The organism is Polaribacter sp. Z022 (genome assembly GCF_023555495.1).
In the GTDB taxonomy this organism is placed as follows: Bacteria; Bacteroidota; Bacteroidia; order Flavobacteriales; family Flavobacteriaceae; genus Polaribacter.
On sequence record NZ_JALCZO010000001.1, the window covers coordinates 65,104 to 90,306 of the forward strand.

15 protein-coding genes and 1 tRNA gene are annotated in these 25,203 nt (G+C 29.5%); 6 read left to right on the plus strand and 10 right to left on the minus strand.

Annotated elements, in window-relative coordinates; genetic code table 11:
* Nucleotides 1-37: 37 nt before the first annotated feature.
* The 9 genes from MPF13_RS00310 to MPF13_RS00350 form a co-directional block, all read right to left on the minus strand.
* A complete protein-coding gene (locus tag MPF13_RS00310) occupies nt 38-1,630 on the minus strand; it encodes an NADP-dependent glyceraldehyde-3-phosphate dehydrogenase (RefSeq protein ID WP_249980227.1) in 1,593 nt (530 codons plus the stop codon).
* 163 nt (nt 1,631-1,793) lie between these two features.
* Entirely contained in the window at nt 1,794-3,056 is a 1,263-nt protein-coding gene (ilvA, locus tag MPF13_RS00315) for a threonine ammonia-lyase IlvA (RefSeq protein WP_249980228.1), read from the minus strand.
* A gap of 56 nt (nt 3,057-3,112) precedes the next feature.
* Nucleotides 3,113-3,583, minus strand: coding sequence for a DUF3592 domain-containing protein (locus tag MPF13_RS00320; RefSeq protein ID WP_249980229.1), 471 nt, complete (start codon nt 3,581-3,583; stop codon nt 3,113-3,115).
* Between the two features lie 142 nt (nt 3,584-3,725).
* Nucleotides 3,726-5,201, minus strand: coding sequence for a ketol-acid reductoisomerase (gene ilvC / locus MPF13_RS00325; protein WP_249980230.1), 1,476 nt, complete (start codon nt 5,199-5,201; stop codon nt 3,726-3,728).
* Between the two features lie 10 nt (nt 5,202-5,211).
* On the minus strand, nt 5,212-5,742 hold the full coding sequence (gene ilvN / locus MPF13_RS00330; protein ID WP_249980231.1) for an acetolactate synthase small subunit: 531 nt from the start codon (nt 5,740-5,742) through the stop codon (nt 5,212-5,214).
* A gap of 1 nt (nt 5,743) precedes the next feature.
* Nucleotides 5,744-7,477 (minus strand): biosynthetic-type acetolactate synthase large subunit, encoded by a 1,734-nt coding sequence (ilvB, locus tag MPF13_RS00335; protein WP_249980232.1) that lies wholly within the window; start codon nt 7,475-7,477, stop codon nt 5,744-5,746.
* 12 nt (nt 7,478-7,489) lie between these two features.
* Complete coding sequence (gene ilvD, locus MPF13_RS00340; protein WP_249980233.1) at nt 7,490-9,166, minus strand: dihydroxy-acid dehydratase; 1,677 nt, start codon at nt 9,164-9,166, stop codon at nt 7,490-7,492.
* A gap of 496 nt (nt 9,167-9,662) precedes the next feature.
* Nucleotides 9,663-10,784: a 3-isopropylmalate dehydrogenase gene (leuB, locus tag MPF13_RS00345; protein WP_249980234.1), complete on the minus strand. Its 1,122-nt coding sequence runs from the start codon at nt 10,782-10,784 to the stop codon at nt 9,663-9,665.
* Nucleotides 10,785-10,891: 107 nt separating this feature from the next.
* Nucleotides 10,892-12,067, minus strand: coding sequence for a 2-isopropylmalate synthase (locus tag MPF13_RS00350; RefSeq protein WP_249980235.1), 1,176 nt, complete (start codon nt 12,065-12,067; stop codon nt 10,892-10,894).
* 132 nt (nt 12,068-12,199) lie between these two features.
* Between MPF13_RS00350 and MPF13_RS00355 the strand changes: the two genes are divergently transcribed.
* From MPF13_RS00355 to MPF13_RS00375, 5 genes are all read left to right on the plus strand, one after another.
* On the plus strand, nt 12,200-13,759 hold the full coding sequence (locus tag MPF13_RS00355; RefSeq protein WP_249980236.1) for a hypothetical protein: 1,560 nt from the start codon (nt 12,200-12,202) through the stop codon (nt 13,757-13,759).
* Between the two features lie 318 nt (nt 13,760-14,077).
* Nucleotides 14,078-16,516 carry a bifunctional aspartate kinase/homoserine dehydrogenase I gene (gene thrA, locus MPF13_RS00360; protein ID WP_249980237.1) on the plus strand — a complete coding sequence of 813 codons (2,439 nt, stop codon included), beginning with the start codon at nt 14,078-14,080 and terminating at the stop codon, nt 16,514-16,516.
* 4 nt (nt 16,517-16,520) lie between these two features.
* Nucleotides 16,521-17,450 carry a homoserine kinase gene (locus MPF13_RS00365; protein ID WP_249980238.1) on the plus strand — a complete coding sequence of 310 codons (930 nt, stop codon included), beginning with the start codon at nt 16,521-16,523 and terminating at the stop codon, nt 17,448-17,450.
* Between the two features lie 69 nt (nt 17,451-17,519).
* Nucleotides 17,520-18,803: a threonine synthase gene (gene thrC, locus MPF13_RS00370; protein WP_249980239.1), complete on the plus strand. Its 1,284-nt coding sequence runs from the start codon at nt 17,520-17,522 to the stop codon at nt 18,801-18,803.
* A gap of 596 nt (nt 18,804-19,399) precedes the next feature.
* Nucleotides 19,400-21,502, plus strand: a complete 2,103-nt coding sequence (locus MPF13_RS00375) for a thioredoxin domain-containing protein (protein ID WP_249980240.1) — start codon at nt 19,400-19,402, stop codon at nt 21,500-21,502.
* A 357-nt stretch (nt 21,503-21,859) separates the two neighbouring features.
* Here the strand turns inward: MPF13_RS00375 and MPF13_RS00380 are convergent.
* Nucleotides 21,860-21,931 (minus strand) — tRNA-Gln (locus MPF13_RS00380).
* 169 nt (nt 21,932-22,100) lie between these two features.
* Between MPF13_RS00380 and MPF13_RS00385 the strand changes: the two genes are divergently transcribed.
* Nucleotides 22,101-25,178, plus strand: coding sequence for a glycosyltransferase family 117 protein (locus tag MPF13_RS00385; protein WP_249980241.1), 3,078 nt, complete (start codon nt 22,101-22,103; stop codon nt 25,176-25,178).
* Nucleotides 25,179-25,203 lie beyond the last annotated feature (25 nt).

The following is a 25,203-nucleotide window of genomic DNA, read 5'->3' on the forward strand; positions in this document are numbered from 1 at the left end:
ATTGGAAGCTTTTTTTATGAATTAATGTTGTTACTGTTTATAAAAGATAATCAGTACTTATAAAGTTTGATGCTTTTTTTTCTAATAACTCTTTTAAAATATCATTATTATATGGTGTGTCTTTAGATGCAACAAATGTTCTTATAGAAAATGCCCTTAAAGCATCGTGTACACTTAAAGTAGAAACAGCAGAATCTTTTCTACCCGTAAACGGATAAACATCTGGTCCTCTTTGAGCAGCACTATTTAAGTTTACCCTACACACTAAATTAACTAAAGCATCTATTAAAGGGGCTAAAGTTTTTACCTCGCTACCAAAAACACTTACTTGTTGTCCGTAATTAGAATCTGCCATATCATCTAAAGGTTCTTGAATATTTTTAAAAGAAACTACAGGAGTTACTGGTCCAAATTGTTCTTCTTTAAAAACTCTCATCTCTTTTGAAACTGGAAACAAAACAGAAGGAAAAATATAATTATCAGTAGTTTCTCCACCTTTTTTGTTAATTACTGCAGCTCCTTTTTCTTTTGCATCATCTATTAGTTCTTGTATGTAAGCTGGTTTTCCTGGTTCTGGTAAAGGAGTTAACTTCACTCCATCTTCCCAAGGATTACCAAATTTTAACGCATCTACAGCTTCTGCAAATCTTTTATTAAACTTATCTACAATATGTTCATGTACATATAACACTTTTAAAGCTGTACATCTCTGTCCATTAAATGAAGTAGCTCCAGATAAACATTCACTTATAGCTAAATCTAAATCTGCATCTGGTAAAACAATAGCTGGGTTTTTAGCTTCTAAACCTAAAACCAAACGTAATCTATTTTTAAAAGGATGATTTGCTTGAATAGCATTCGCAGATTTACTATTACCAATTAAAGCCAAAACATCTACCTTACCAGTTTTCATAATAGGAGTTGCTAAAACACGACCTCTACCATAAATAACATTAACTACACCTTCAGGAAAACTATTTTGAAAAGCCTCCATTAATGGTGATAACAATAAAACTCCATGTTTTGCAGGTTTAAAAACAGCTGTATTCCCCATAATTAATGCAGGGATTAACAATGCAAAAGTTTCATTTAAAGGATAATTATAAGGCCCCAAACACAATACAACCCCTAAAGGTCCACGTCTAATATGTGCATGAACTCCGCTGTTTTTTTCAAACTTTGCAGAATTACGATCCATTTGCTTATAATCTTCAATAGTGTCGTAAATATATTCTATTGTTCTGTCAAATTCTTTTTCAGAATCAGGCAAAGATTTACCAATCTCCCACATTAACAATTTCACTACCTCTTCACGTTTGGTTTTCATTTGCTCTGCAAACTCCTCCATACATTCAATTCTATCTACAACCCTCATTGTTGGCCATAAACCTTGACCTTTATCATATGCTCTATATGCAGAACTTAAAGCCTCTAAAGCTTCATTTTCTGTTAAATCTGGCACAGTACCTAATAAGGTTGGTTTATATTCTTTGGTTGATGATATTGTAGAATAAACCTCAGCCATTTTTCCTTTCCACTCTCTTAATTCACCACTAACTAAATACGTTTTTTGATGTAAAAGTGATTGTATTTTATAAGCTTCTGGTATTTCTTTAACTTGTTTTTTCATAAATTATATTGTCGTAAAAACCTTAAAACTAATTTTAGTTCTCAAATTTTTATAAAATAATAAGTTCAAATTAACAAAAAATAAGACTATATTATCTTATAATTTAAATCTATTCACGAAAAGGTTTTCGATATTTTTATCTTTAGTCTTTATTAAAAGACTTTTATACTAAAAATTGAAATAAATCTGGTTTGTCATTTAAGTAGTCGCCAAAAAAATTATTTTCTTTCATCCTTTGAATTAAAGGAGCTAAATCTTTAGAAGATTTTAATTCTAAACCAACCACTGCTGCACCATTTGTTCGATTATTTTTCTTGGTATATTCAAAATGTGTAATATCATCATTTGGACCCAAAATGTCAGCCACAAACTCTTTTAATGCTCCTGCTCTCTGTGGAAACTTTACAATAAAGTAATGTTTTAAATTTGCATGTAGCAATGCACGTTCTTTAATTTCTGCAGTTCTAGTTATATCATTATTACTTCCACTAACAACACAAACTACGTTTTTCCCTTTTATATCTTCTGCCATTAAATCTAAAGCAGAAATACTTAATGCACCTGCTGGCTCAACTACAATTGCATCTTTATTATATAAATCTAATATAGTTTGACAAATTTTCCCTTCTGAAACAGTAATTACATCATCTAAATTCTTAAGACAAATAGCAAAATTTAAATCGCCTACTTTTTTTACTGCAGCTCCATCAACAAAAGGGTCAATTTTTTCTAAAGTTGTATTTTTTTTGTTGTTTAAAGAAGTCAACATTGAAGGTGCTCCTTCTGGTTCTACACCTATAATTTTTGTTTCTGGAGATAAATTTTTAAATACAGTTGATAAACCTGATGACAAACCTCCTCCTCCAATAGGCACAAATACATAGTCTATTTTATCTGATGCTTGTTCTAATATTTCTAATCCAACAGTTGCTTGACCTTCTATTACTTTTTGATCATCAAAAGGATGAATAAATGTTTTGTTTTTTGAATCGCATTCTTGTTTTGCAGCATTATAGGCATCATCAAAAGTATCTCCACCAATTACAACTTCAATAAAATTTTCGCCAAACATTTTTACTTGGTTAATTTTTTGATTAGGAGTTGGAGAAGGCATAAAAATTGTTCCTTTTATCTTTAGCAATTTACAAGATAATGCAACTCCTTGTGCATGATTACCTGCACTAGCACAAACAATTCCACATTGTTTTTCTTCATTACTTAAAGAAGACATTTTATTAAAAGCTCCTCTAATTTTATAGGAACGAACTACTTGTAAATCTTCTCTTTTAAAGAAAATATTTGCTCCTAATTCTTTAGATAGATTAAAGTTTTTATTAAGAGGTGTTTTAGTTGCTACATCTTTTAAATTTTCAGCAGCAGTTCTTACACTTTGTATACTTGGAAAATAAATTGGTTTTGTTTGCATTATAAAAATGAATTCTACAATTTTAATATTTAGTTTTATCTATAATAAAGAAAAGATCAAACACTTTTAGATTTTCTGATAAAAACAACTGTTAAGAAAATAAAAAAGATATTTATAAAAGTGAATATTATTTTCACTTTACTAACACCTTCACTACCTTTTTCTAATACAACCTGCTTTATGTTTTTTGGGTTGTAGTATACTGAAACTTTTTTATTAACAGGATAATATTTTTGTTTTATTAATAATTGTTGCTTATTAGTACTTTGAGTTTTAAAGGAAATTGTATTACCTATATATTCATAATCATTAACCTTATATTTATATTTTAATATTAATTTACTCCTTACCATATTACCCAAATTTTCAGTATCTAATGAATACTCTGAAGTTTCTATTTGACTATATGTTATAACACCTTGGGTTTTATTCCAATTATTAGAATTATTAGCAACTATATCAGTAACCCAAAGCTTGTAAACAATATATATTAAAAATATTGAAACAAAGCCTGTAATGCAATACATTTGTTTAAATGTTTTTTTCGACATTCTTCTTAAAAGCTATTTTATTAATAATATTAATTCAAATCAGGATATTAATATAAAAAGAAAACCTGTCAGAAAGTGAATTCTGACAGGTTTTTATAAAATTTAAAAACTTACTTAATTATGCAGTTTTTACTACTTTCATTGCTGTCATAGACTCTCTTAACCAATCTCCCACTTTTTCTACTGGGTGGTTTCTAATAATTTTATTAATTCTTATTAATTCTTGGTTATCAACACCGTTTTCAGAACTAAATGGCTTACCAATTACGTTTGTAGAAACTGTTTTCATAAAATCTGTTAACAAAGGCTTACAAGCGTGATCGAATAAATAACATCCATACTCAGCAGTATCAGAAATAACACGATTCATTTCTGCTAACTTCATTCTTGCAATTGTATTTGCAATTAATGGAGTTTCATGTAAAGATTCATAATATGCAGAAGCATCAATAATTCCAGATTCAGTCATTGCTTCAAAAGCTAACTCAACACCAGCTCTTACAAAAGCAACTAATAAAGTTCCATGATCAAAGTATTCTTGTTCTGGAATTTCTTGGTCTGTAATAACTTGTTTTTCAAAAGCAGTTTCTCCTGTAGCTGCTCTCCAAGTTAATAAGTTTTTATCATTATTAGCCCAGTCTTCCATCATTGTCTTAGAAAAATGACCAGTCATAATATCATCCATATGCTTTTGGAATAATGGACGCATAATATCTTTTAATTCTTCAGATAATCTAAATGCTTCAACTTTAGCAGGATTAGATAATCTATCCATCATGTTAGTAATACCTCCATGTTTTAAAGCTTCTGTTACAGTTTCCCAACCATATTGAATTAATTTAGCTGCATAACCAGCATCAATTCCTTCTTCAACCATTTTATCAAAAGATAAAATTGCACCAGTTTGTAACAAACCACATAAAATAGTTTGCTCTCCCATTAAATCAGACTTTACCTCAGCAACAAAAGAAGATTCTAAAACACCTGCTCTATTACCACCAGTTGCAACTGCATATGCTTTAGCTTGTGCCCAACCTTTACCTTGAGGATCATTTTCTGGGTGAACCGCTGTTAATGTTGGTACACCAAACCCTCTTTTATATTCTTCTCTAACCTCAGACCCTGGAGACTTAGGAGCCACCATAATTACAGTTAAATCTTCACGAACTTTCATTCCTTCTTCTACAATATTAAAACCGTGAGAATAAGATAAAGTTGCTCCTTCTTTCATTAAAGGCATAACTGCTTTTACAACATTTGTGTGTTGTTTATCTGGAGTTAAATTAATTACCAAATCTGCTGTTGGTAACATTTCTTCATACGTACCAACCTCAAAATTGTTTGAAGTTGCATTGATATAAGAATCTCTTTTTTGATCGATAGCAGATTGTCTTAAAGTATAAGAAATATCTAAACCAGATTCTCTCATATTTAAACCTTGGTTTAAACCTTGTGCTCCACAACCTACAATAACAATTTTCTTTCCTACTAATGCTTCTACTCCGTCTTCAAATTCTGAAGCGTCCATAAAACGACATTGTCCTAATTGCTCTAATTTCTCTCTTAATGTTAATGTGTTAAAATAATTTGACATTTTTATTTATTTAGTTGTTGTATGTTTCTAATAATGTTGAAATTTTCATTTCTTCTTTTGTAATAGCTATTCTTCCTGAACGTGTATATTGCATAATACCAAATTCGCTTAATTGTTCGTGTAAACCAACAATTTCTTCTTTTTTTCCTGATTTTTCAAGAACAAAAAACTCTTTATTTACAGTAACAATTCTTGCATTACTTTCTTTAATTATATTTTGAATCTGACGTTCTTCAAATAACAATTCTGATTTAATTTTAAACAAACCAGAAATTTGATAAATTGTTTCATCATCATTATGGTAGTAAGCCTTAATAACCTCTACTTGCTTTTCTAATTGACCAATAATTTTCTTAATATTTACCTCAGTCATTTTTACAACAATTGTAAATTTAGAAACCCCTACAATTTCAGATGGAGATGTATTTAAACTCTCTATATTTATGTGCCTTCTTTGGAAAATTGCTGAAATCCTATTCAACAACCCAATATTGTTTTCAGTATATATTGATACTGTAAAAAGTTGTTTTTCTGTACTCATCTTATTCTAATCTTATATCTGAAACACTTGCTCCTGAAGGAATCATTGGAAATACGTTATCTTCTTTTTCTACACAAACCTCTAAGAAATAAGCCTCTTTACTTTCCATCATTTCTTTAACAGCCTCTGCTAATTCTTCTCTTTTTGTTACTTTTTTTGCTTTAATATAGTAACCTTCTGCAATAGCAACAAAATTAGGATTTGTCATTTCTGTAGAAGCATACCTTTTATCAAAAAACAATTGTTGCCACTGACGAACCATCCCTAAGAAATCATTATTTAAAACCACCACTTTTACAGCTGCTCTTTGCTGAAAAATAGTACCTAGTTCTTGAATTGTCATTTGGTAACCTCCATCACCAGATATAGAAACTACTTCTCTTTCTGGGGCAGCCATTTTTGCTCCAATAGCCGCTGGTAAACCAAAGCCCATTGTTCCTAATCCTCCAGAAGTAATATTACTCTTAGATTTATTAAACTCTGCATATCTACAAGCAATCATTTGATGTTGTCCTACATCTGATACAATTGCAGCTTCTCCTTTACTTTGAATGTTAATTTCTTTTAAAACCTCTGCCATTGTTATACCCTCTTTAGTAGGATATAAATCATTTTTTATAACTTTTTCGTACTCAATATTATATAAGTCAGTAAATTTCTGACGCCATTCTGTATGAGTATTTTTGTTTATCATTGGTAATAAAGCCTCTAAACTAGCTTTTGCATCACCTAAAACAGCTACATCTGTTTTTACATTTTTATCAACTTCTGCAGGATCAATCTCAAAGTGAATAACTTTAGCTTGTTTTGCATATGTATCTAAACTACCAGTTACACGATCATCAAAACGCATCCCTATTGCAATTAAGGTATCACATTCATTTGTTAAAATGTTTGGAGCATAATTACCATGCATACCAACCATACCAACATTTAATGGATGAGAAGTAGGAATTGCTGAAGCACCTAAAATTGTCCAAGCAGCAGGAATTCCTGCTTTTTCAATAACTGCTTTTAACTGCTCTTCTGCCTCACTTAAAATTACACCCTGACCCCAAACTACTAAAGGTTTTTTTGCTTCATTAATTAATTTAGCAGCAGCTTCAACAGAAGCAATTTCTGTTTTTGGAACCGGATTATAACTTCTAACTCCTGTACATTTTTCATAAGAAAAATCGAACTCTTCAAACTGAGCATCTTTTGTAATATCTACCAAAACAGGACCTGGCCTACCACTTTTTGCTATATAAAAAGCTTTTGCAATAGCTTCAGGTATCTGAGAAGCTTTTGTTACTTGACAGTTCCATTTAGTAACTGGTGTAGAGATACCTACAATATCTGTTTCTTGAAATGCATCTGAACCTAATAAATGAGAAGGAACCTGACCTGTTATACACACCATTGGTGTAGAATCTATTTGAGCATCTGCAATACCTGTAATTAAATTTGTTGCTCCAGGACCAGAAGTGGCTATTGCCACACCAACTTTTCCAGAAATTCTTGCATAACCTTGAGCAGAATGTGTTGCTCCTTGTTCATGACGTGTTAATACATGGTGTATTTTACCTTGATATTTATATAACTCATCATAAACTGGCATAATTGCTCCTCCAGGATATCCATAAATGATATCTGCTCCTTCTTCAATTAAACATTTTACAATTGCCTCACTACCAGAAATACGTTCTGTAGTTTTTGTAGTTGAGTTACTATTTTTTATGGTTTGTGCTTCCATATTTATATTTTATTAAGCATCAGTTACACATCCTTTAGATGCTGATGCTACTGATTTTGCGTATTTATATAAAATTCCTTTATTATGTTTTAAAGCTGGTGCAGTCCAATTAGCTTTTCTTGCAGCTAATTCTTCTTCAGAAATTAAAACATTTATAGAATTGTCTTCTGCACTAATTCTAATTTTATCTCCAGTTTCAAGAATACCAATGGTTCCTCCTGATTGTGCTTCTGGAGTAATATGTCCGACCACAAAACCATGTGTACCTCCAGAGAAACGACCATCTGTAATTAAAGCTACAGATTTTCCTAAACCTGCTCCCATAATTAGTGAAGTTGGTTTTAACATTTCTGGCATACCTGGTCCTCCTTTAGGCCCAACATACCTAATGACGACTACATCTCCTTTTTCTACTTCTCCATTAGAAATACCTGTATTTGCTGCTTGTTCACCATCATAAACAACTGCTTTTCCTTCAAACAATAAACCTTCATTTCCAGATATTTTTGCTACAGCACCTTCTTCTGCAAGGTTACCATATAAAATTTGCAAGTTACCCGAAGATTTTAATGCTTTATCTGCAGGAAAGATTACATCTTGTTCTTCAAATTCCATAGCTTCAACATCTGCTAAATTTTCAGCCAATGTTTTACCTGTAACAGTCATACAATCTCCATGTAAATATCCATTTTCTAATAAATATTTCATAATTGCTGGTGTACCACCAACTCCATGAACATCTTCCATTAAGTATTTACCAGATGGTTTTAAATCTGCAATTAAAGGTGTTCTATCTGAAACTCTTTGAAAATCTTCTAAAGTAAACTCAATATCTGCAGCATGTGCAATTGCTAAAAAGTGCAACACAGCATTTGTAGAACCACCCAATGCATTAACTAGTGCAATAGCGTTTTCTAAAGATTTTTTAGAAATAATATCTAAAGGTTTTAAATCCAATTCTAATAAATTTTTAATTGCCAAAGCAGTTCTTTCTGCTTCAGACAATTTATTTGGATTTTCTGCTGGAATAGATGAATTATAAGGCAATGCAAAACCCATACACTCAATAGCAGATGCCATTGTGTTTGCAGTATACATTCCTCCACAAGCTCCTGCTCCTGGAATTGCTCTTTTTATTATTTCTCTATATTCGTCTTCTTCTATTTCTCCTGCTACTTTTTGCCCTAAAGCTTCAAAAGCAGAAACAATATTTAATTTTCTTCCTTTGTAATTTCCAGAAGCAATTGTTCCTCCATACATCATTATAGAAGGACGATTTAAACGTAACATTGCAATTACAGCTCCTGGCATGTTTTTATCACAACCTACTACAGAAACTAATGCATCATAACTTTGAGCGTTCATTACAGTTTCTATAGAATCTGCAATTATATCTCTAGATGCTAAAGAATAATTCATACCAGAAGTTCCCATAGAAATACCATCTGAAACTCCAATTGTATTAAAACCTAAACCGACTAAACCTGCAATTTTGCTTTCTACCTTGACCTCTGCAGCCAAATTATTTAAATGCATATTACATGGGTTACCATCATAACCAGTACTCGCAATTCCTACTTGCGCTTTCTGCATGTCTTCATCAGTTAAACCTACTGCATACAACATTGCTTGTGATGCTGGTTGAGATTCATCTTGTGTTAATCTGCTACTGTGTTTGTTAAGTTTCATTTAATGTTCTGTTCAATTTGTTGACTAAATTACTATGTTTCTCTATTTTTATTAAATAATACTCAATACTATTCTTTAAATTCAGGTGTTAAAAAAACAACATAAACATCTTATTATCAATTATTTAATTGTTTTTATTTATGACATTCAAGTATTAAAATAAATCCATAAAAAAACCTTCCATTTTACAAGAAGGTTCTATTTAAAATTATATTATAAATATCACTTCCTTATCAAGACGTAATTATTACGTTGACTATGATAATAGAAATTATATTTACAAATTGTTTTTTCATTGTTCAAATATTGTGAATTTTTATTTAGAAAAGCAACTATTTTTATTTTTTTATGAAAATCTACAAACAAAGTTAGCTCAGATTAACCCCTCTTTTATATTTCTTTTGAGTCATAGAATTCCCTAGGTTTGAAATGTTTTTTTGAGTTTTTTAAAGCAATAAAAGCGAGTAATGAAAGCTGGAAATAGCTTCTAAAAAAATTAAATAATAGTACTTTGTCCCATATAAATATTCTTGAAATTCATACTACTATCTTCTTGATTTTGAATATAATCTGCAATAAAATCTCCTACTTTAGAAGTAGATGCAGAGTACTGCCCAACTCCTTTTAAATCTTTTGTTGTTAACCCTAGATCTAAAGATTTTTCTACTGCTCTATGTATTGCATCTGCTTCATCTAACAAACCTAAATGCTCTAACATCATTGCTGCAGATAAAATTGAAGCCAAAGGATTTGCTATGTCTTTACCTTTTGCTTGATGATAAGAACCATGAATTGGCTCAAACATTGCATTTTTTTCTCCTATTGAGCTAGAAGCTAACACTCCTATTGAACCTCCAATAGCACAAGCTACATCTGACATTACATCTCCTAAAAGGTTTTCTGTTAAGATAACATCAAACTGTTTTGGATTTAAAACAATTTGCATTGCTGCATTATCTATTAACAAAACTTCTAATTCTACATCTTTATATTGCTTTGCAATTTCAACAACGGTTTTTCTCCATAAACGAGAAGTTTCTAAAACGTTTGCTTTATCTACAAGGGTAACTTTTTTCTTTCGTATTTGAGCAGCCTCAAAAGCAAGATGTGTAACTCTGGTTATTTCATCTACAGAATAAGCACAAGCATCATAGGCTTGTTTACCATCTTTACTTATTTCTTTTCTTCCAAAATAAATACCGCCAGTTAACTCTCTAAAAATTGCGATATCTGTACCAGAAATAATTTCTTTTTTAAGTGGAGAATTTTTTAATAGTTTAGGATATGCTTTAATTGGCCTAACATTACAAAATAAATCTAACTCTTTTCTTAGATTTAAAAGACCTTGTTCTGGTCTTATTCTTAATGTTGGGTCATTGTCATATTTTGCATCTCCAATTGCGCCAAATAAAATTGCATCTGCATTTCTACATATTTCAATAGTTTCTTTTGGTAAAGGATCTCCAGTTGCATCAATTGCACAAGCTCCCATTTGAGCTTCTTTATACAAAAAAATATGATCATATACTTCAGCTACAGCTTCTAAAGCTTTTTTAGCTTGAGTAGTTACTTCTGGCCCAATACCATCTCCAGGAATTACTGCAATTGTATATTTCATTTGTATTATATCTTAAATTTATTCTGTAATCTAAGGTAGTTGATTCAATTAATAGTTGACTTAAAATTCACAACTACCTAAGAAGACAAAGTTAACTTTAAATATTTTTATGCTGTAGCAATTTTTGATGTTTTACTGACTTCTTTCATAATATTATGAATATCCTCGTCTTTAACTTCTTTTTGCTTATCTGCTGTTTCTAAAAAAGCAGTATAAGCAACATCTAATTGTACTTTTGTAAGCTCATAACCTATCTTTTTTGCTCTATAAGCTAAGGCTGCTCTACCACTTCTTGCAGTTAAAACAATTGCACTTTCTGTAACACCAACATCTTCAGGATCCATAATTTCATATGTTTCTCTGTTTTTAATAACTCCATCTTGATGAATACCAGAACTGTGTGCAAATGCATTTGCACCTACAATTGCTTTATTTGGTTGTACTGGCATTCCCATGCTTTCACGAACCATTATACTTGTATCATACAATAGTTTTGTATTGATGCTTGTTTCTAAATTTAAATACGGATGTTGTTTTAAAACCATAACAACCTCTTCTAAAGCTGTATTTCCTGCTCTTTCTCCAATACCATTAATTGTACACTCTATTTGACGTGCTCCATTAATAACTCCTGAAATTGAGTTTGCAGTTGCCATTCCTAAATCGTTATGACAGTGACAAGAAAGAATTACATTATCTATCCCTTTTACGTTTTCACGTAAATATTTCATTTTTGCTCCATATTCTTCTGGCAAACAGTAACCTGTTGTATCAGGAATATTTAACACTGTAGCACCAGCTTTAATAACTTCTTCACAAACTCTTGCTAAGTATTCATTATCTGTTCTTCCTGCATCTTCTGCATAAAACTCTACATCTTCTACAAAAGACTTTGCATAAGAAACTGCTTTAACTGCTCTTTCTATAACTGCTTCTCTAGAAGAATTGAATTTAAATTGAATATGAGAATCACTAGTACCAATACCTGTATGAATTCTAGGATGCTTTGCGTATTTTAAAGCTTCTGCAGCTACTTTTATATCGTTTTCTACAGCTCTAGTTAAACCACAAACTGTAGCATTTTTAACAATTTTTGAGATTTGAGTTACCGAATTAAAATCTCCAGGGCTAGATACAGGAAAACCTGCTTCTATTACATTTACACCCAATAAGTCTAATCTTTCTGCAATTACTAATTTTTGTTTAGTATCTAACTTACATCCAGGAACCTGTTCTCCATCTCTCAATGTTGTGTCAAAAATTTGTACCTTGTTATCTTGCATAATTTCTGTAAAGATTATCTTAATTAATAATCAAATGTATATATAGAGATTAAAATAAATAGTTATTTTTACCAATTCATACGATTTCTAATATCATTTAAGAAAACTTAAATATTTGAATATCAATTTTTTATGAGTAAAAGCATTACATCAGCCAATCATCAAAATGATGCTCTTTTTGTTTTAATTAAGTCTTTAACTAAATCAGAAAAGAGACAATTTAACTTATATGTAGGTAGATTAGGAGGGAATATTGATGCCAAATTCTTCTCTCTTTTTAAGTTTTTAGAACGATTAAAAAGTTATGATGAGAAGATTATTATAGGAAGTGGTATTGTTTCTAAACAACAACTTTCTAATTTAAAAGCACACCTTTACAAACAAATATTAATAAGTCTTCGTTTAAACCCTGCACATAAAAATGTTCGTATTCAAATTAGAGAACAATTAGATTTTGCAACTGTTTTATATCAAAAAGGACTTTACAAACAAAGTTTAAAATTGTTGGAAAAAGCCAAAAATATGGCTTTAGATAATGAAGAAAAAAACATTGCTTATGAAATTGTAGAACTTGAAAAAGTAATTGAAACTCAATATATAACTAGAAGTTTAAGCAACAGAGCTGACCAACTTTCTATTCAAGCTAAAGAATTAAGTCAGCAAAACGTAATTGCAAGTAAACTTTCTAATTTGTCTTTACAATTATATAGTCATTTAATTCAAAATGGGTATGTAAAAAATAGTGATGAACTAAAGTTTGTAGATAAATACTTTAATGATAGGATGCCTAAATACGACTATCAAACTTTAGGCTTTAGAGAAAAATTATGGTTATTTAAAGCTCATTTATGGCATAGTTTTTTAGTACAAGATTTTTTATCGAGTTATAAATATGCTTTAAAATGTGTAAACTTATTTGACAATCAAAAGTTAATAAATTTACATCCTGTATTTTATTTAAAATCTAAAAACTACTTATTAGAAGCCTCTTTTTTGGTGAAAAAAGTTTCTACATTTAAAAAAGAACTAACTCATTTTGAAACTGAAATTGATGAAAAATCAATTCCAATGAATACAAATACAGAGTTATTAATCTTCTTATATTTTTATTCTAACAAATTGCATTTACACTTTTTAGAAGGTTCTTTTGAAAAAGGAGAATATTTAGTAGAAATTATAAACAGTAAAATAGAAAAATACAAAAACAGGTTAGACAATCATTACGTAGTTTTATTATATTATAAAATTGCTTGCTTGTATTTTGGAATGGGTAAAAACAAGCTATGTATTGCCTATTTACAAAAAATAATACGCTCTAAAAACATAAGTACTGCAGAAGATTTACAATGTTTTGCTCGTATTTTAAATTTAATTGCTCATTATGAATGTGGATTAGATTACGACCTTGAAAGACAATTTTTAGACACTTATAAATTTTTACTTAAAATGGAAAATTTACAAGAAGTTCAAAAAGTGTTTTTAGAATCTATTAGAGATTTAAGCGATGTTTTTCCACATGAAATTAAAAACGAATTCAAAAAAATTCACACTAAATTAAAGGTTTTCGAAAATCATCCTTATGAAAAAAGAGCCTTTTTATATTTAGATATTTTATCTTGGTTAGAAAGCAAAATTCAAAACAAACCTATTGCTTTAATAATTAAAGAAAAAACAAATCAACTTGCAAAATAATAGCAAAACAATATTTGAAGCGAGTAAATTTTAACAATACTGCATAAATCAGTTAAAATCACGAAATAATCTCTATAGAAAGGCTTAAAATTAAATAATACTATTATTTTTGCCTTGTGAATTTATCTAATACACATATTAAATCTACAAAAACTACAAACGTGGTTTGTATTTCTATGCGCACAATTATTCGCACATCTACAACAATTACCCTTTAGGGGTTCTACTATATTCATATCACCATAGGTCATATATTGTTTCGTATAATACAGAAACAAACTCAATAAAATATTAAATTACACAAACTATTCATTAAAAATGAAAGTATTAAAATTTGGCGGTTCATCTGTCGCAAACACAGAAAACATAAAAAAAGTCTTAGCAATAGTTAAGGAAGCTTCTAAAAACCAAAAAGTTGCAGTAGTAGTTTCTGCTTTTGGCAAAACAACCAATAATCTTTTAGCTGCTGCAGAAGAAGCTTTAGAAGATATAACTACTTCAAAAGATATTTTAGCAAAAATTAAAGAATTACATTTTACTGTAATTGATGATTTAGTTATTAAAAATAAAAAAGAAGTTTCTGAAGAAATAACTTATTTGTTTGAAAGATTGCAAGCTATTTATGAAGGTATTTTCTTGTTACAAGAATTATCTGACAAAACTTTAGCAAAAGTTTCTAGTTTTGGAGAAAGACTTTCTTCTTTTGTAATTGCAAATGCTGCAAAAGAATTAATGGACGCTACTCACAAAGAAAGCAGAGATTTAATTATTACAAATGATAACTTTTTAAACGGACAAGTAAACTTTGATGTTACTAACAAAAATATTGTTTCTTTTTTCGAAGAAAACAAACATCAAGTTACACTTTTAGGTGGGTTTATTTCTTCTAATATTGCAGGAGAAACTACAACTTTAGGTAGAGGTGGTTCTGATTTTTCTGCATCTATTTATGCTGCTGCAGTAGATGCTGATGAATTATTGATTTATACAGACGTAAGTGGAATGTTTACAGCAAACCCTAGAGTTGTTAAGCAAGCTTTTCCTATCTCTGAAATTTCTTATGAAGAAGCAATGGAATTATCACACTTTGGTGCAAAAGTTTTATACCCACCAACAATTCAACCTTCATTAAGAAAAAACATTCCTATTAGAATTAAAAATACTTTTGAACCAGAAAACTTTGGAACTTTAATTTCTAATGACCCAAATAACGGAAATGAAGTTAAAGGAATTTCTCATATAGAAGACATTAGTTTAATAACATTAGAAGGTGGTGGAATGATTGGAATTCCTGGGTTTTCTAAACGTTTGTTCGAAACGCTTTCTGTTGCAAAAATAAATGTTGTGTTTATTACACAAGCATCATCAGAACATTCAATTTGTGTGGGTGTTTTTGAAAATGACGCTGCAAAAGCAAAAGAGCTTTTAGATGATGTATTTAGCATAGAAATAGACAAGAAAAAAATAAAACCAGTAATTGTAGAAAACGATTTGGCAATTATTGCTGTGGTTGGAGAAAGCATGAAAAACTACCAAGGTTTAAGCGGACAAATGTTTGCTGCTTTAGGTAGAAACAATGTTAATGTAAGAGCAATTGCACAAGGTTCATCAGAAAAAAACATATCTGCAGTAATTAACAAATATGATGCTGACAAAGCTTTAAATACTTTGCACGAACAGTTTTTTGAAGAAAAAACAAAGCAATTAAACTTATTTGTTACTGGTGTTGGTAATGTTGGAGAACGCTTTTTAGCACAGATTAATCAACAAAAAGAATTTTTAAAAGAAAATCTAAAACTTAATATTAAAGTAGTTGGTATTGCTAATTCTAGAAAAATGCATTTTGATACCAATGGAATTGATTTAGAAAACTGGAAAGAAAGTTTAGAAAACGGAGAGCCTGCAACTTTAGAGAGTTTCCATATTAAAGTAAAAGAAAGCAACTTAATTAATAGTGTTTTTGTTGATAATACAGCAAATCAAGCAGTTTCTGAAGTATATGAATCTTATTTAAGAGAAAGTATTTCTGTGGTTACTTGTAATAAAATTGCTTGTGCATCTAATTTTGATAACTATAAAACTTTAAAAGAAGTTTCTAGAAAATACAATGCATCTTTCTTATTTGAAACTAATGTTGGTGCAGGTTTACCAATTATAGATACACTTAAAAACCTAATCAGTTCTGGTGATAGAGTTCATAAAATTCAAGCTGTATTATCTGGAAGTTTAAACTTTGTATTCAATAATTTTGATGAAAATTCAACTTTTCATGATGTTGTTGCTGCTGCTCAAAAAGAAGGATATACAGAACCAGATCCAAAAATTGATTTAAGTGGTGTTGATGTAGCAAGAAAAATTTTAATTCTTGCAAGAGAAAGTGGTTACAAAATGGAATTGGAAGATATTGCAAACAATTCTTTTTTAACTGAAGAAAGCTTAAAAACTGACAATAATGATGACTTTTATGCTTCTTTAACAAAGAACGAAGCTCATTTTCAACAAATTTTTAAAGAGGCAAATGACAAAAATTGTCGTTTAAAATATGTAGCAGAATTTATTGATGGGAAAGCAAATGTAGGTTTACAACACATCCCTTCTGATCATCCTTTTTACAATTTAGAAGGAAGTGATAATATTGTTTTATTCTTTACAGACAGGTATCCAGAAAACCCATTATTAATAAAAGGTGCTGGTGCTGGTGCAGATGTAACTGCTTCTGGTATTTTTGCAGATGTAATTAGAATTGGAAATCAATAGAACTATGAAATATCTAAAAATATTTGCTCCTGCAACTGTTGCCAATGTTTCTTGTGGTTTTGATTCTCTAGGTTTTGCTGTTGATGCTGTTGGTGATGAAATGACATTTACAAAAACAGCAGAAAAAGGAGTAAAAATTACAAATATTACTGGTGCAAATTTAACTTATGATGTAGATAAAAATGCTGCAAGTGCTGTAGTTAAAAAGATGTTGATTGAAGCAAATGCAGATTTTGGAATTGAATTAACAATACACAAAGGGTTTTCTCCAGGAAGTGGATTAGGTAGTTCTGCTGCAAGTGCTGCTGGTGCTGCTTTTGGCGCAAATCAACTTTTAGGAAACATATACTCTGAATTAGAGTTGACAAAATTTGCAATGTTTGGAGAAGAAGTTGCTTGTGGAACTCCAATTGCAGATAATGTTTCTGCAGCCATTTATGGTGGATTTGTTTTGGTAAGAAGTTACAATCCTTTAGAAATTATAAAATTACCTGTTCCTAACGAATTACGAGTTGTAGCAATTCATCCACAAATAGAAGTAAAAACAAAAGATGCAAGAGATGTTTTACCTACTGAAATAGCTTTAAAAGACGCTGTAACTCAATGGGCAAATGTTGGAGGATTAATAGCTGGTTTATATGCAGATAATTACGAACTAATCAGCAATTCTTTAGTAGATATTATTGTAGAACCTGTTCGTAAAACGTTAATTCCTCATTTTGATGATGTAAAAAAAGCTGCTTTAAATGCAGGAGCTTTAGGTGCAGGAATTAGTGGTTCTGGACCAACAATTTTTGCGCTTTGTAAAGGTGATGCTATTGCAGAAGATGTTTACAAAAGCATACAAGAAAGTTATAAAAATACAGGCATTGACTTTGAAATGTTTATTTCTAAAGTGAATCCTAATGGAATGAAAATATTAAATAGTTATTAGTTTTTAGTGCTTAGTTGTTAGTTAAAACACAACTCAGAACTCAAAATTTAAAACTCAAAACTTTAAAAAATGAACTACTATAGTTTAAATCATAAATCGCCAATATCAACTTTTAAAAATGCAGTTGTAAACGGAATTGCACCAGACAGAGGTTTGTATTTTCCAGAATCTATTACACCTTTATCAAAAGATTTTATTGAAAATATTGGTAATTATTCAAATCACGAAATTGCTTTTGAAGTAATTAAACAATTTGTTGGTAATGAAATTCCTACAGATAAATTACAAGAAATTATTGCAGAAACGGTTTCTTTCGATTTTCCTGTTGTTCCTGTTGATGACAATATTGGTTCTTTAGAATTGTTTCATGGACCAACCATGGCTTTTAAAGATGTTGGCGCAAAGTTTATGGCAAAGTGTTTAGAATACTTTAACCAAGGTAATAAAGAAGAAGTTACAGTATTAGTTGCAACTTCTGGAGATACTGGTGGTGCTGTTGCTAACGGATTTTTAGGTGCAAAAGGAGTAAATGTTGTTATTTTATATCCTTCAGGAAAAGTAAGTGATATTCAAGAAAAACAATTAACAACATTAGGGCAAAATATTACAGCTTTAGAAGTAGATGGTGTTTTTGACGATTGTCAAGAAATGGTAAAAACTGCTTTCTTAGATAAAGAAATTACAAGAACATTAACCTCAGCAAACTCAATTAATGTTGCACGTTGGTTACCTCAAATGTTTTACTTTTTCTTTGCTTACAAAGAATTACAAAAGAAAAATAAAGACTTAGTAGTTTCTGTACCTAGTGGAAATTTCGGAAATATTTGTGCAGGAATCATGGCTCAAAAATTAGGTTTACCAATTAAACATTTTGTTGCTTCAACAAACGTAAATGATACAGTTCCTAATTATTTAAAAGACGGAGTTTACAATCCTAAACCATCTAAAGCAACAATTTCTAATGCTATGGATGTTGGTAACCCAAGTAACTTTATCAGAATTCAAGAATTGTTTAACAATGATTTAAAAGCGCTTAAAAGTGCATTTTCTTCTTACAGTTTTTCTGATGATGCTACTCGTAAAACTATGAAAGATATTTATGCTAATTCTGGTTATGTTTCAGATCCTCATGGAGCAGTTGGTTATTTAGGATTACAAAAACACGGTTTACAAGATAACGAATATGGAATCTTTTTAGAAACTGCACATCCTGTAAAGTTTTTAGATGTAGTAGAAGAAACTTTACCAGTTACAGTTGAAATTCCAGCTCAAATTCAAAAAGTAATGAACAACACTAAAGTAGCTATTAAAGCAAGTTCTTATGAAGATTTAAAAGCTTTTTTATTGAAGTAAACTAAGTCAAATTATAAATTTAAAAATCCTAACAATAGATTTGTTGGGATTTTTTGTTTTTAACTGGGTATTTAAAATCTAAACATATAAGACTTCCAGTTTCTTTATTAATACCAAAGGTTTATAATCCCATCTTGCCCAATCATTTTGAGTCTATTATCACCAAAATACCATACAACTTCTGCATCTCTAGCCAATAATTAAATTTCCAATAAAACTTTGTATCTAATCTCATTGTATTAAGAATTTTCTTCTTGTTATTTGTGACTAAGAAATCTATTTTATTGATATGTTGTGAATAAATTTGAAATTTAAAAAAGGTTTATCTTGATTGTTTTCACTAATTTCTAAGTAATTAAAACTAATGTTTACCTTATTTCATTTTTATAACTTACCTTCTATTTTGTTTTGAGAAATTAAAAATTAAATTCTGAGTTAAGAACAATTAAGAAAGAATTAAATTTACAGAAATACTAAATTGATGAATAACAAAAAACGAGCAAACTCTAAAACAAATAATGTAAGCGAGTGTTTTATTATTAGCATACAATAAGATATAAAAATAATATTATTACATTTCGGTTTTAAACAAAAAAATGAAACAACTAATTTTTAATTTACTGTTAAGCCTTTTTCTTTTTATTTCTTGCTCAAAAAATAAAGTTGCAACTATTGGAAATGAACTTTCATTAGAAACAAGTCCTTACTTACTACAACATGCTAAAAATCCAGTTAATTGGAAAGCTTGGAATGAAAAGACATTAAATACTGCACTAAAAGAAAACAAATTAATAATTGTTTCTATTGGTTATTCTGCATGTCATTGGTGCCATGTAATGGAGGAAGAAAGTTTTGAAAACGACAGTATTGCTAAAATAATGAATGAAAACTTTATAAACATAAAAGTTGATAGAGAAGAAAGACCAGATGTAGATAATATTTATATGAATGCAGTGCAATTAATGACTGGTAAAGGTGGTTGGCCACTTAATTGTATTACCCTGCCCAATGGTAAACCAATATTTGGTGGCACTTATTTTACCAAAAATCAATGGAAAAAAATCTTAAACGACATTTCTAAACTTTATAAAGAAAATCCAAAGAAAGCAATTGAATTTGCTGATAAACTTACAGATGGAATTCAACAATCTGGATTGATTAAATTAAACGAAGACGAGGTTAACTTTAATGATATTGATATAAAAAATAGTATAAAAAAATGGCAAAAAGACTTTGACCTTTCTTATGGTGGAGCTAAAGGAGAAATAAAATTCCCATCTCCAAACTCTTTAGAATTTTTATTAAGATATAGTCATCAATTTGAAGATGAATCAGTAATGAATCATGTAACAAATACCTTAACAAAAATGGCTTATGGTGGTATTTACGATCATATAAATGGAGGCTTTTCAAGATATTCTACTGACAAAAAATGGCACATTCCACATTTTGAAAAAATGCTTTATGATAATGCTCAATTGGTAAGTTTATACTCTAAAGCATATCAAAAAAACAAAAACGAACTCTATAAAACTATTATAAAAGAAACATTAAATTTTGTAAAAAATGAATTAACTGCAGAAAATGGAGCTTTCTTTTCTTCTTTAGATGCAGATAGTAAAAATATTAAAAATGAATTAGAAGAAGGTGCCTATTATTATTGGTCTGAAAACGAATTAAAGAGTTTAATTACTGAAAATTATGCTCTTTTTAAAGATTATTATAATATTAACGAATTTGGTTTGTGGGAAAAAGACAGATACGTTTTAATTAGAAATACCTCTAATAAGGAATTTTCTAAAAAGCACAATATAAGTTTAGAAACTCTTTTAACTAATGTAAAAAACTGGAAAACTACACTTAGAAAAGCTAGAAAAAATAAAAATAAACCAAATTTAGATGACAAAGTATTAACCTCTTGGAATGGCTTAATGCTTAAAGGATATGTAGATGCTTACAAAGCCCTTAAAGATGAAAGCTATTTAAATGTAGCCTTAAAAAACGCGAATTTTATTTTAGACAATCAGCTTCAAAAAGATGGTAGTCTTTATCGAAATTATAAAAATAATAAAAGCTCAATAAATGCATATTCTGAAGATTATGCAATTGTAATTGAATCTTTTATGAGTCTTTATGAAGTAACTTTTGATGAGAAATGGCTAAAACATGCTAAAAGTTTGATGGATTTAACTATTGTTAATTTCTTAAACAAAGACAACAACATGTTCTATTTTACCTCTCATAAAGACAATATTTTAATATCCAAATCTATAAAAGTAGTAGATGAAGTAATTGCTTCACCTAACTCCATTTTAGCAAATACCTTATTTAAACTAGATCTTTATTATACAGATTCTAACTATAAAGAAATAGCTTATCAAATGCTTAAAAACCTTAAAAATGATGCTTTAGAAACTCCTTCTGGTTATAGTAATTGGTTGCAGTTAATGGTAAATTACACAAGGCCTTACTTTGAAATTGCTATTTCTGGAAATGATGTAAACACTATTAAAAATGAACTTTTAGACTATTATATTCCAAATATAATTATAGCTGGTTCAGAAAAAGAGAACTCTAATATACCCTTATTACAAAATAAGTTTATAGAAGGTGAAACTTTTATCTACGTTTGCAATTTAGGCACTTGTAAGCTCCCTCAAAAAAATACTAAAGAAGCTATTAAGTTAATTTCTAAATAACTTTTTAAATTTATCTCATAAATAAAAAAAGGGTAAACTCTAAAATTGTATTTCATACAGATGCTGATAAAATTTGAAATAATAAAGACAATCTTTGATTAGATGAATAAAGACTGGAAAAGTACCAAAAAAATAAAACCCTATTTGACTTTCATACCATCAAGTGAAAATGACTTTATTTTTTTTATCAAGTAGATACTTCAAATATTGATTTTAAATAGTATATTTTATATATATAACAAACTTCAGAGTTATATTATTTACTTAAAAAATATAGTTGCGGGTACACATAAGGGTGCTAAAAAAAAACAAATCCTTTCAAACTTAGCGTTTGAAAGGATTTTGAAGTTGCTTTTGTTGGCCTACAAGGACTCGAACCTTGAATGTCGGTACCAAAAACCGGTGTGTTGCCAATTACACCATAGGCCAATGCTTCTTAGCGGATGCAAATTTAATGCAAAGTTTTAAACTTGCAAACTTTTTTTGATAATTTTTACCTTTAACAAAGTTTTAAGATGATATTATTGTTTTTAAATGCCTATCACAACTATTTTTATTCATATTTATTAGTAAATTCGCCACACATTATTTATTAACTATGACGTCAGCAAACTTTAATAAATGGAATATCATCTTAGGATGGGTTACATTTGCCATTGCTTTAATTACTTATTCTTTAACATTAGAACCTACAGTAAGTGCTTGGGATTGTGGAGAATATATTTCTACCTCTGTTAAACTAGAGGTTGGACACCCACCTGGAGCACCATTATTTCAAATGTTAGGAGCATTTTTTGCAATGTTTACATCTAGTTTAGATCAAATTGCTAAAATGGTAAACTTCATGTCTGCATTAGCTAGTGCGTTTACAATTCTATTTATGTTTTGGACCATTACTAATTTAGCAAAAAAATTAGCATTAAAAACTGGCGAAATTTCAGAAGGTAAATACATTGCTATTCTAGGAAGTTCTATTATAGGCTCTTTATCTTACACATTTTCTGATAGTTTTTGGTTTAGTGCTGTAGAAGGAGAAGTATATGCAATGTCATCTTTTTTAATGGCTTTGTTATTTTGGTTAGGCTTAAAATGGGAAAGCGAAATACATACAGCAAGAGGTAATAAGTGGTTAATCTTAATTAGTTTTGTAGTTGGTTTATCATTTGGTGTACACATCTTATCTTTATTAGTAATTCCAGCAATTGTAATGTTGTATTTCTTTAGAACTTATAAAGAAATAAATCTAAAAACTACAGCAATTGCATCTGTAGTATCTGTAATCGTTTTAATGTTTGTATTTAAATTTTTATTTCCATTTACATTAAAATTCTTTAGTGCATCAGAATTGTTTTTTATCAATTCTATTGGAATGCCATATAACTCTGGAAGTATCATTGCTGCACTTATTCTGGTTGCTTTATTTTATTTCGGACTTAACTATACTCGTAAGAAAAATAAAATTCATACAAACACATTAATTTTATCTGTTATGTTTATTATGATTGGTTTTTCATCTTGGATGATGTTACCAATTAGAGCAAATGCAAACACTACAATTAATGAAAACGACCCATCTAGTGCACGTGAATTATTAGCATATTATGAGCGTGAACAATATGGTGATGCTAACGTTTTTTATGATACTTATTACTCTAATTCTTATCAAAGAGAACAAGATGCTAATAAACCTTATAAAGATGACAAACCAAAGTATGAAAAAAGAAATGGTAAATACGAAATTGTAAATAACTACAAAGGTGTTGTACCTAATTGGTCTGATAAACACAAAGGTTTTATACCAAGAATGGTAAATTCTGCATCAGAAAAAATGTACAAACAAATTGCAGGAATACCACAAAACAGTAAACGTAGACCAACATTTGCAGAAAACATAAAGTTTATGATGAGTTTTCAGTTTGGTTATATGTATGGTCGTTATTTTATGTGGAACTTTGTTGGAAGACAAAATGATATTCAAGGAAATTTAGACCTTTTTAATGGAAACTGGATTAGCGGAATTGATGCTCTTGATGAAATTAGATTGGGTTCTCAAAAAAGTTTACCATCTCAGGTTTTAGATAATAAAGGAAGAAATAAATATTACTTTTTACCATTAATACTAGGTATTATTGGTTTATTATTTCAAATAAAATGGGACAAAGAAAATTTTTATACACTATTATTATTTTTCCTATTTACTGGTGCAGCAATTATTTTTTACACAAACCCTAGACCTTTTGAACCTAGAGAAAGAGATTATGCTGTTGTAGGAAGTTTTTACATTTTTGCTATATGGATTGGTTTTGGTGTACTTGCTTTGTATGAGTATCTAAAGAATTTTGGACCTAAAAAAGCAATGGCTATTGCAATAACATTTGTTTGTTTTGTAGCTGTACCTTCTTTAATGGCTTCAGAAAATTGGGATGATCATGATCGTTCTAACAGATATACAACTCATTTAAATGCACAAGCTTATTTAGAAAGTTGCGATAAAAACGCAATAATGTTTACTATTGGAGATAATGATACTTTTCCTCTTTGGTACATGCAAGAAGTAGAAGGTATTAGAACCGATGTAAAATTAGTAAATACATCTCTTTTTGCTACTGATTGGTATATAGATCAAATGAAACGTGCAACTTATGATGCACCTCCTATTCCTTCTCAACTAGTACATGACCAATATAAATACGGAACCTTAGATGTTGCATATTCTCTAGATCATCCTCGTTTTAAAGACTCTATAATGACCATAAAAAACTTTATGAGATGGATAGCTTCTGATAGTGATGTAACGTATGTTGAAACAGAAAACGATTCTAAAGAAAAATTTTATCCTACCAATAAAATCAGAATTCCTGTTAACAAGCAAAAAGTTTTAGAAAACGGAATTGTAGCTCAAAAAGATGCAGATAAAATTGTACCCTATATTGATATAGAAATTGATGACAGAGCACTATTTAAAAATAGAATTTTAATGTTAGATATTCTTGCCAATAATGATTGGGAAAGACCTATTTACTTTACTGGAGGTGCAAATGCAGATGAAGAATACCTTTGGTTAAAAGATTACTTACAATTAGATGGTTTATCTTATAAATTGGTACCAATTAAAACCCCAATGGCTAAAAAGAGCTTGTTTGATATGGGGCGAATTGATCCAGAAAAAATGTACACTAATATTCAAAAATGGAATTGGAGAAACATTAACGATGGTAAAATTTATTTAGACGAACAAACTAAAAGAAACACTATTTCTATGCGAAATGCATTGCTACGTTTGTCTGAAACTTTTGCTAAAAAAGGAGATACTCTTAAAGCAATAGAAGTTTTAGATTTATCTTTAGAAAAAATGCCTATAAAAGACTTTGATCATTATAGTTTATCTATTGGCTATCCTGAAGCATACTATAGGCTAAACAATACCTTAAAAGCTAGAGAAACAACCAAAACATTAGTTACACTTTTAACAGAAAAGTTAATTTGGTTAAGTACATTTGATACAAACGATGTAGAACTTATTTTTGAAGACATAGACACTACATTATATATGTACAGAAATATTGTTACACAAGCTCAAGAAGGAGAAGTTGACAAAGAATATTTAGAAAACTTACAAACAGAATTTGTAAATACTGTAAAACTATTTAGTCATTTAATACCAAGTGAAGAATAGTTAATTGTAATGAAAACTTATTTCC

Bases quoted from the DNA above. Each gene is read 5' to 3' on its own strand.
- MPF13_RS00320 (WP_249980229.1), bottom strand. From the start codon at position 3,583: ATGTATTGCATTACAGGCTTTGTTTCAATATTTTTAATATATATTGTT.
- thrA (WP_249980237.1), top strand. From the start codon at position 14,078: ATGAAAGTATTAAAATTTGGCGGTTCATCTGTCGCAAACACAGAAAAC.
- ilvB (WP_249980232.1), bottom strand. From the start codon at position 7,477: ATGGAAGCACAAACCATAAAAAATAGTAACTCAACTACAAAAACTACA.
- ilvC (WP_249980230.1), bottom strand. From the start codon at position 5,201: ATGTCAAATTATTTTAACACATTAACATTAAGAGAGAAATTAGAGCAA.
- thrC (WP_249980239.1), top strand. From the start codon at position 17,520: ATGAACTACTATAGTTTAAATCATAAATCGCCAATATCAACTTTTAAA.
- ilvA (WP_249980228.1), bottom strand. From the start codon at position 3,056: ATGCAAACAAAACCAATTTATTTTCCAAGTATACAAAGTGTAAGAACT.
- leuB (WP_249980234.1), bottom strand. From the start codon at position 10,784: ATGAAATATACAATTGCAGTAATTCCTGGAGATGGTATTGGGCCAGAA.
- MPF13_RS00365 (WP_249980238.1), top strand. From the start codon at position 16,521: ATGAAATATCTAAAAATATTTGCTCCTGCAACTGTTGCCAATGTTTCT.
- MPF13_RS00355 (WP_249980236.1), top strand. From the start codon at position 12,200: ATGAGTAAAAGCATTACATCAGCCAATCATCAAAATGATGCTCTTTTT.
- MPF13_RS00310 (WP_249980227.1), bottom strand. From the start codon at position 1,630: ATGAAAAAACAAGTTAAAGAAATACCAGAAGCTTATAAAATACAATCA.
- ilvN (WP_249980231.1), bottom strand. From the start codon at position 5,742: ATGAGTACAGAAAAACAACTTTTTACAGTATCAATATATACTGAAAAC.
- ilvD (WP_249980233.1), bottom strand. From the start codon at position 9,166: ATGAAACTTAACAAACACAGTAGCAGATTAACACAAGATGAATCTCAA.
- MPF13_RS00385 (WP_249980241.1), top strand. From the start codon at position 22,101: ATGACGTCAGCAAACTTTAATAAATGGAATATCATCTTAGGATGGGTT.
- MPF13_RS00350 (WP_249980235.1), bottom strand. From the start codon at position 12,067: ATGCAAGATAACAAGGTACAAATTTTTGACACAACATTGAGAGATGGA.
- MPF13_RS00375 (WP_249980240.1), top strand. From the start codon at position 19,400: ATGAAACAACTAATTTTTAATTTACTGTTAAGCCTTTTTCTTTTTATT.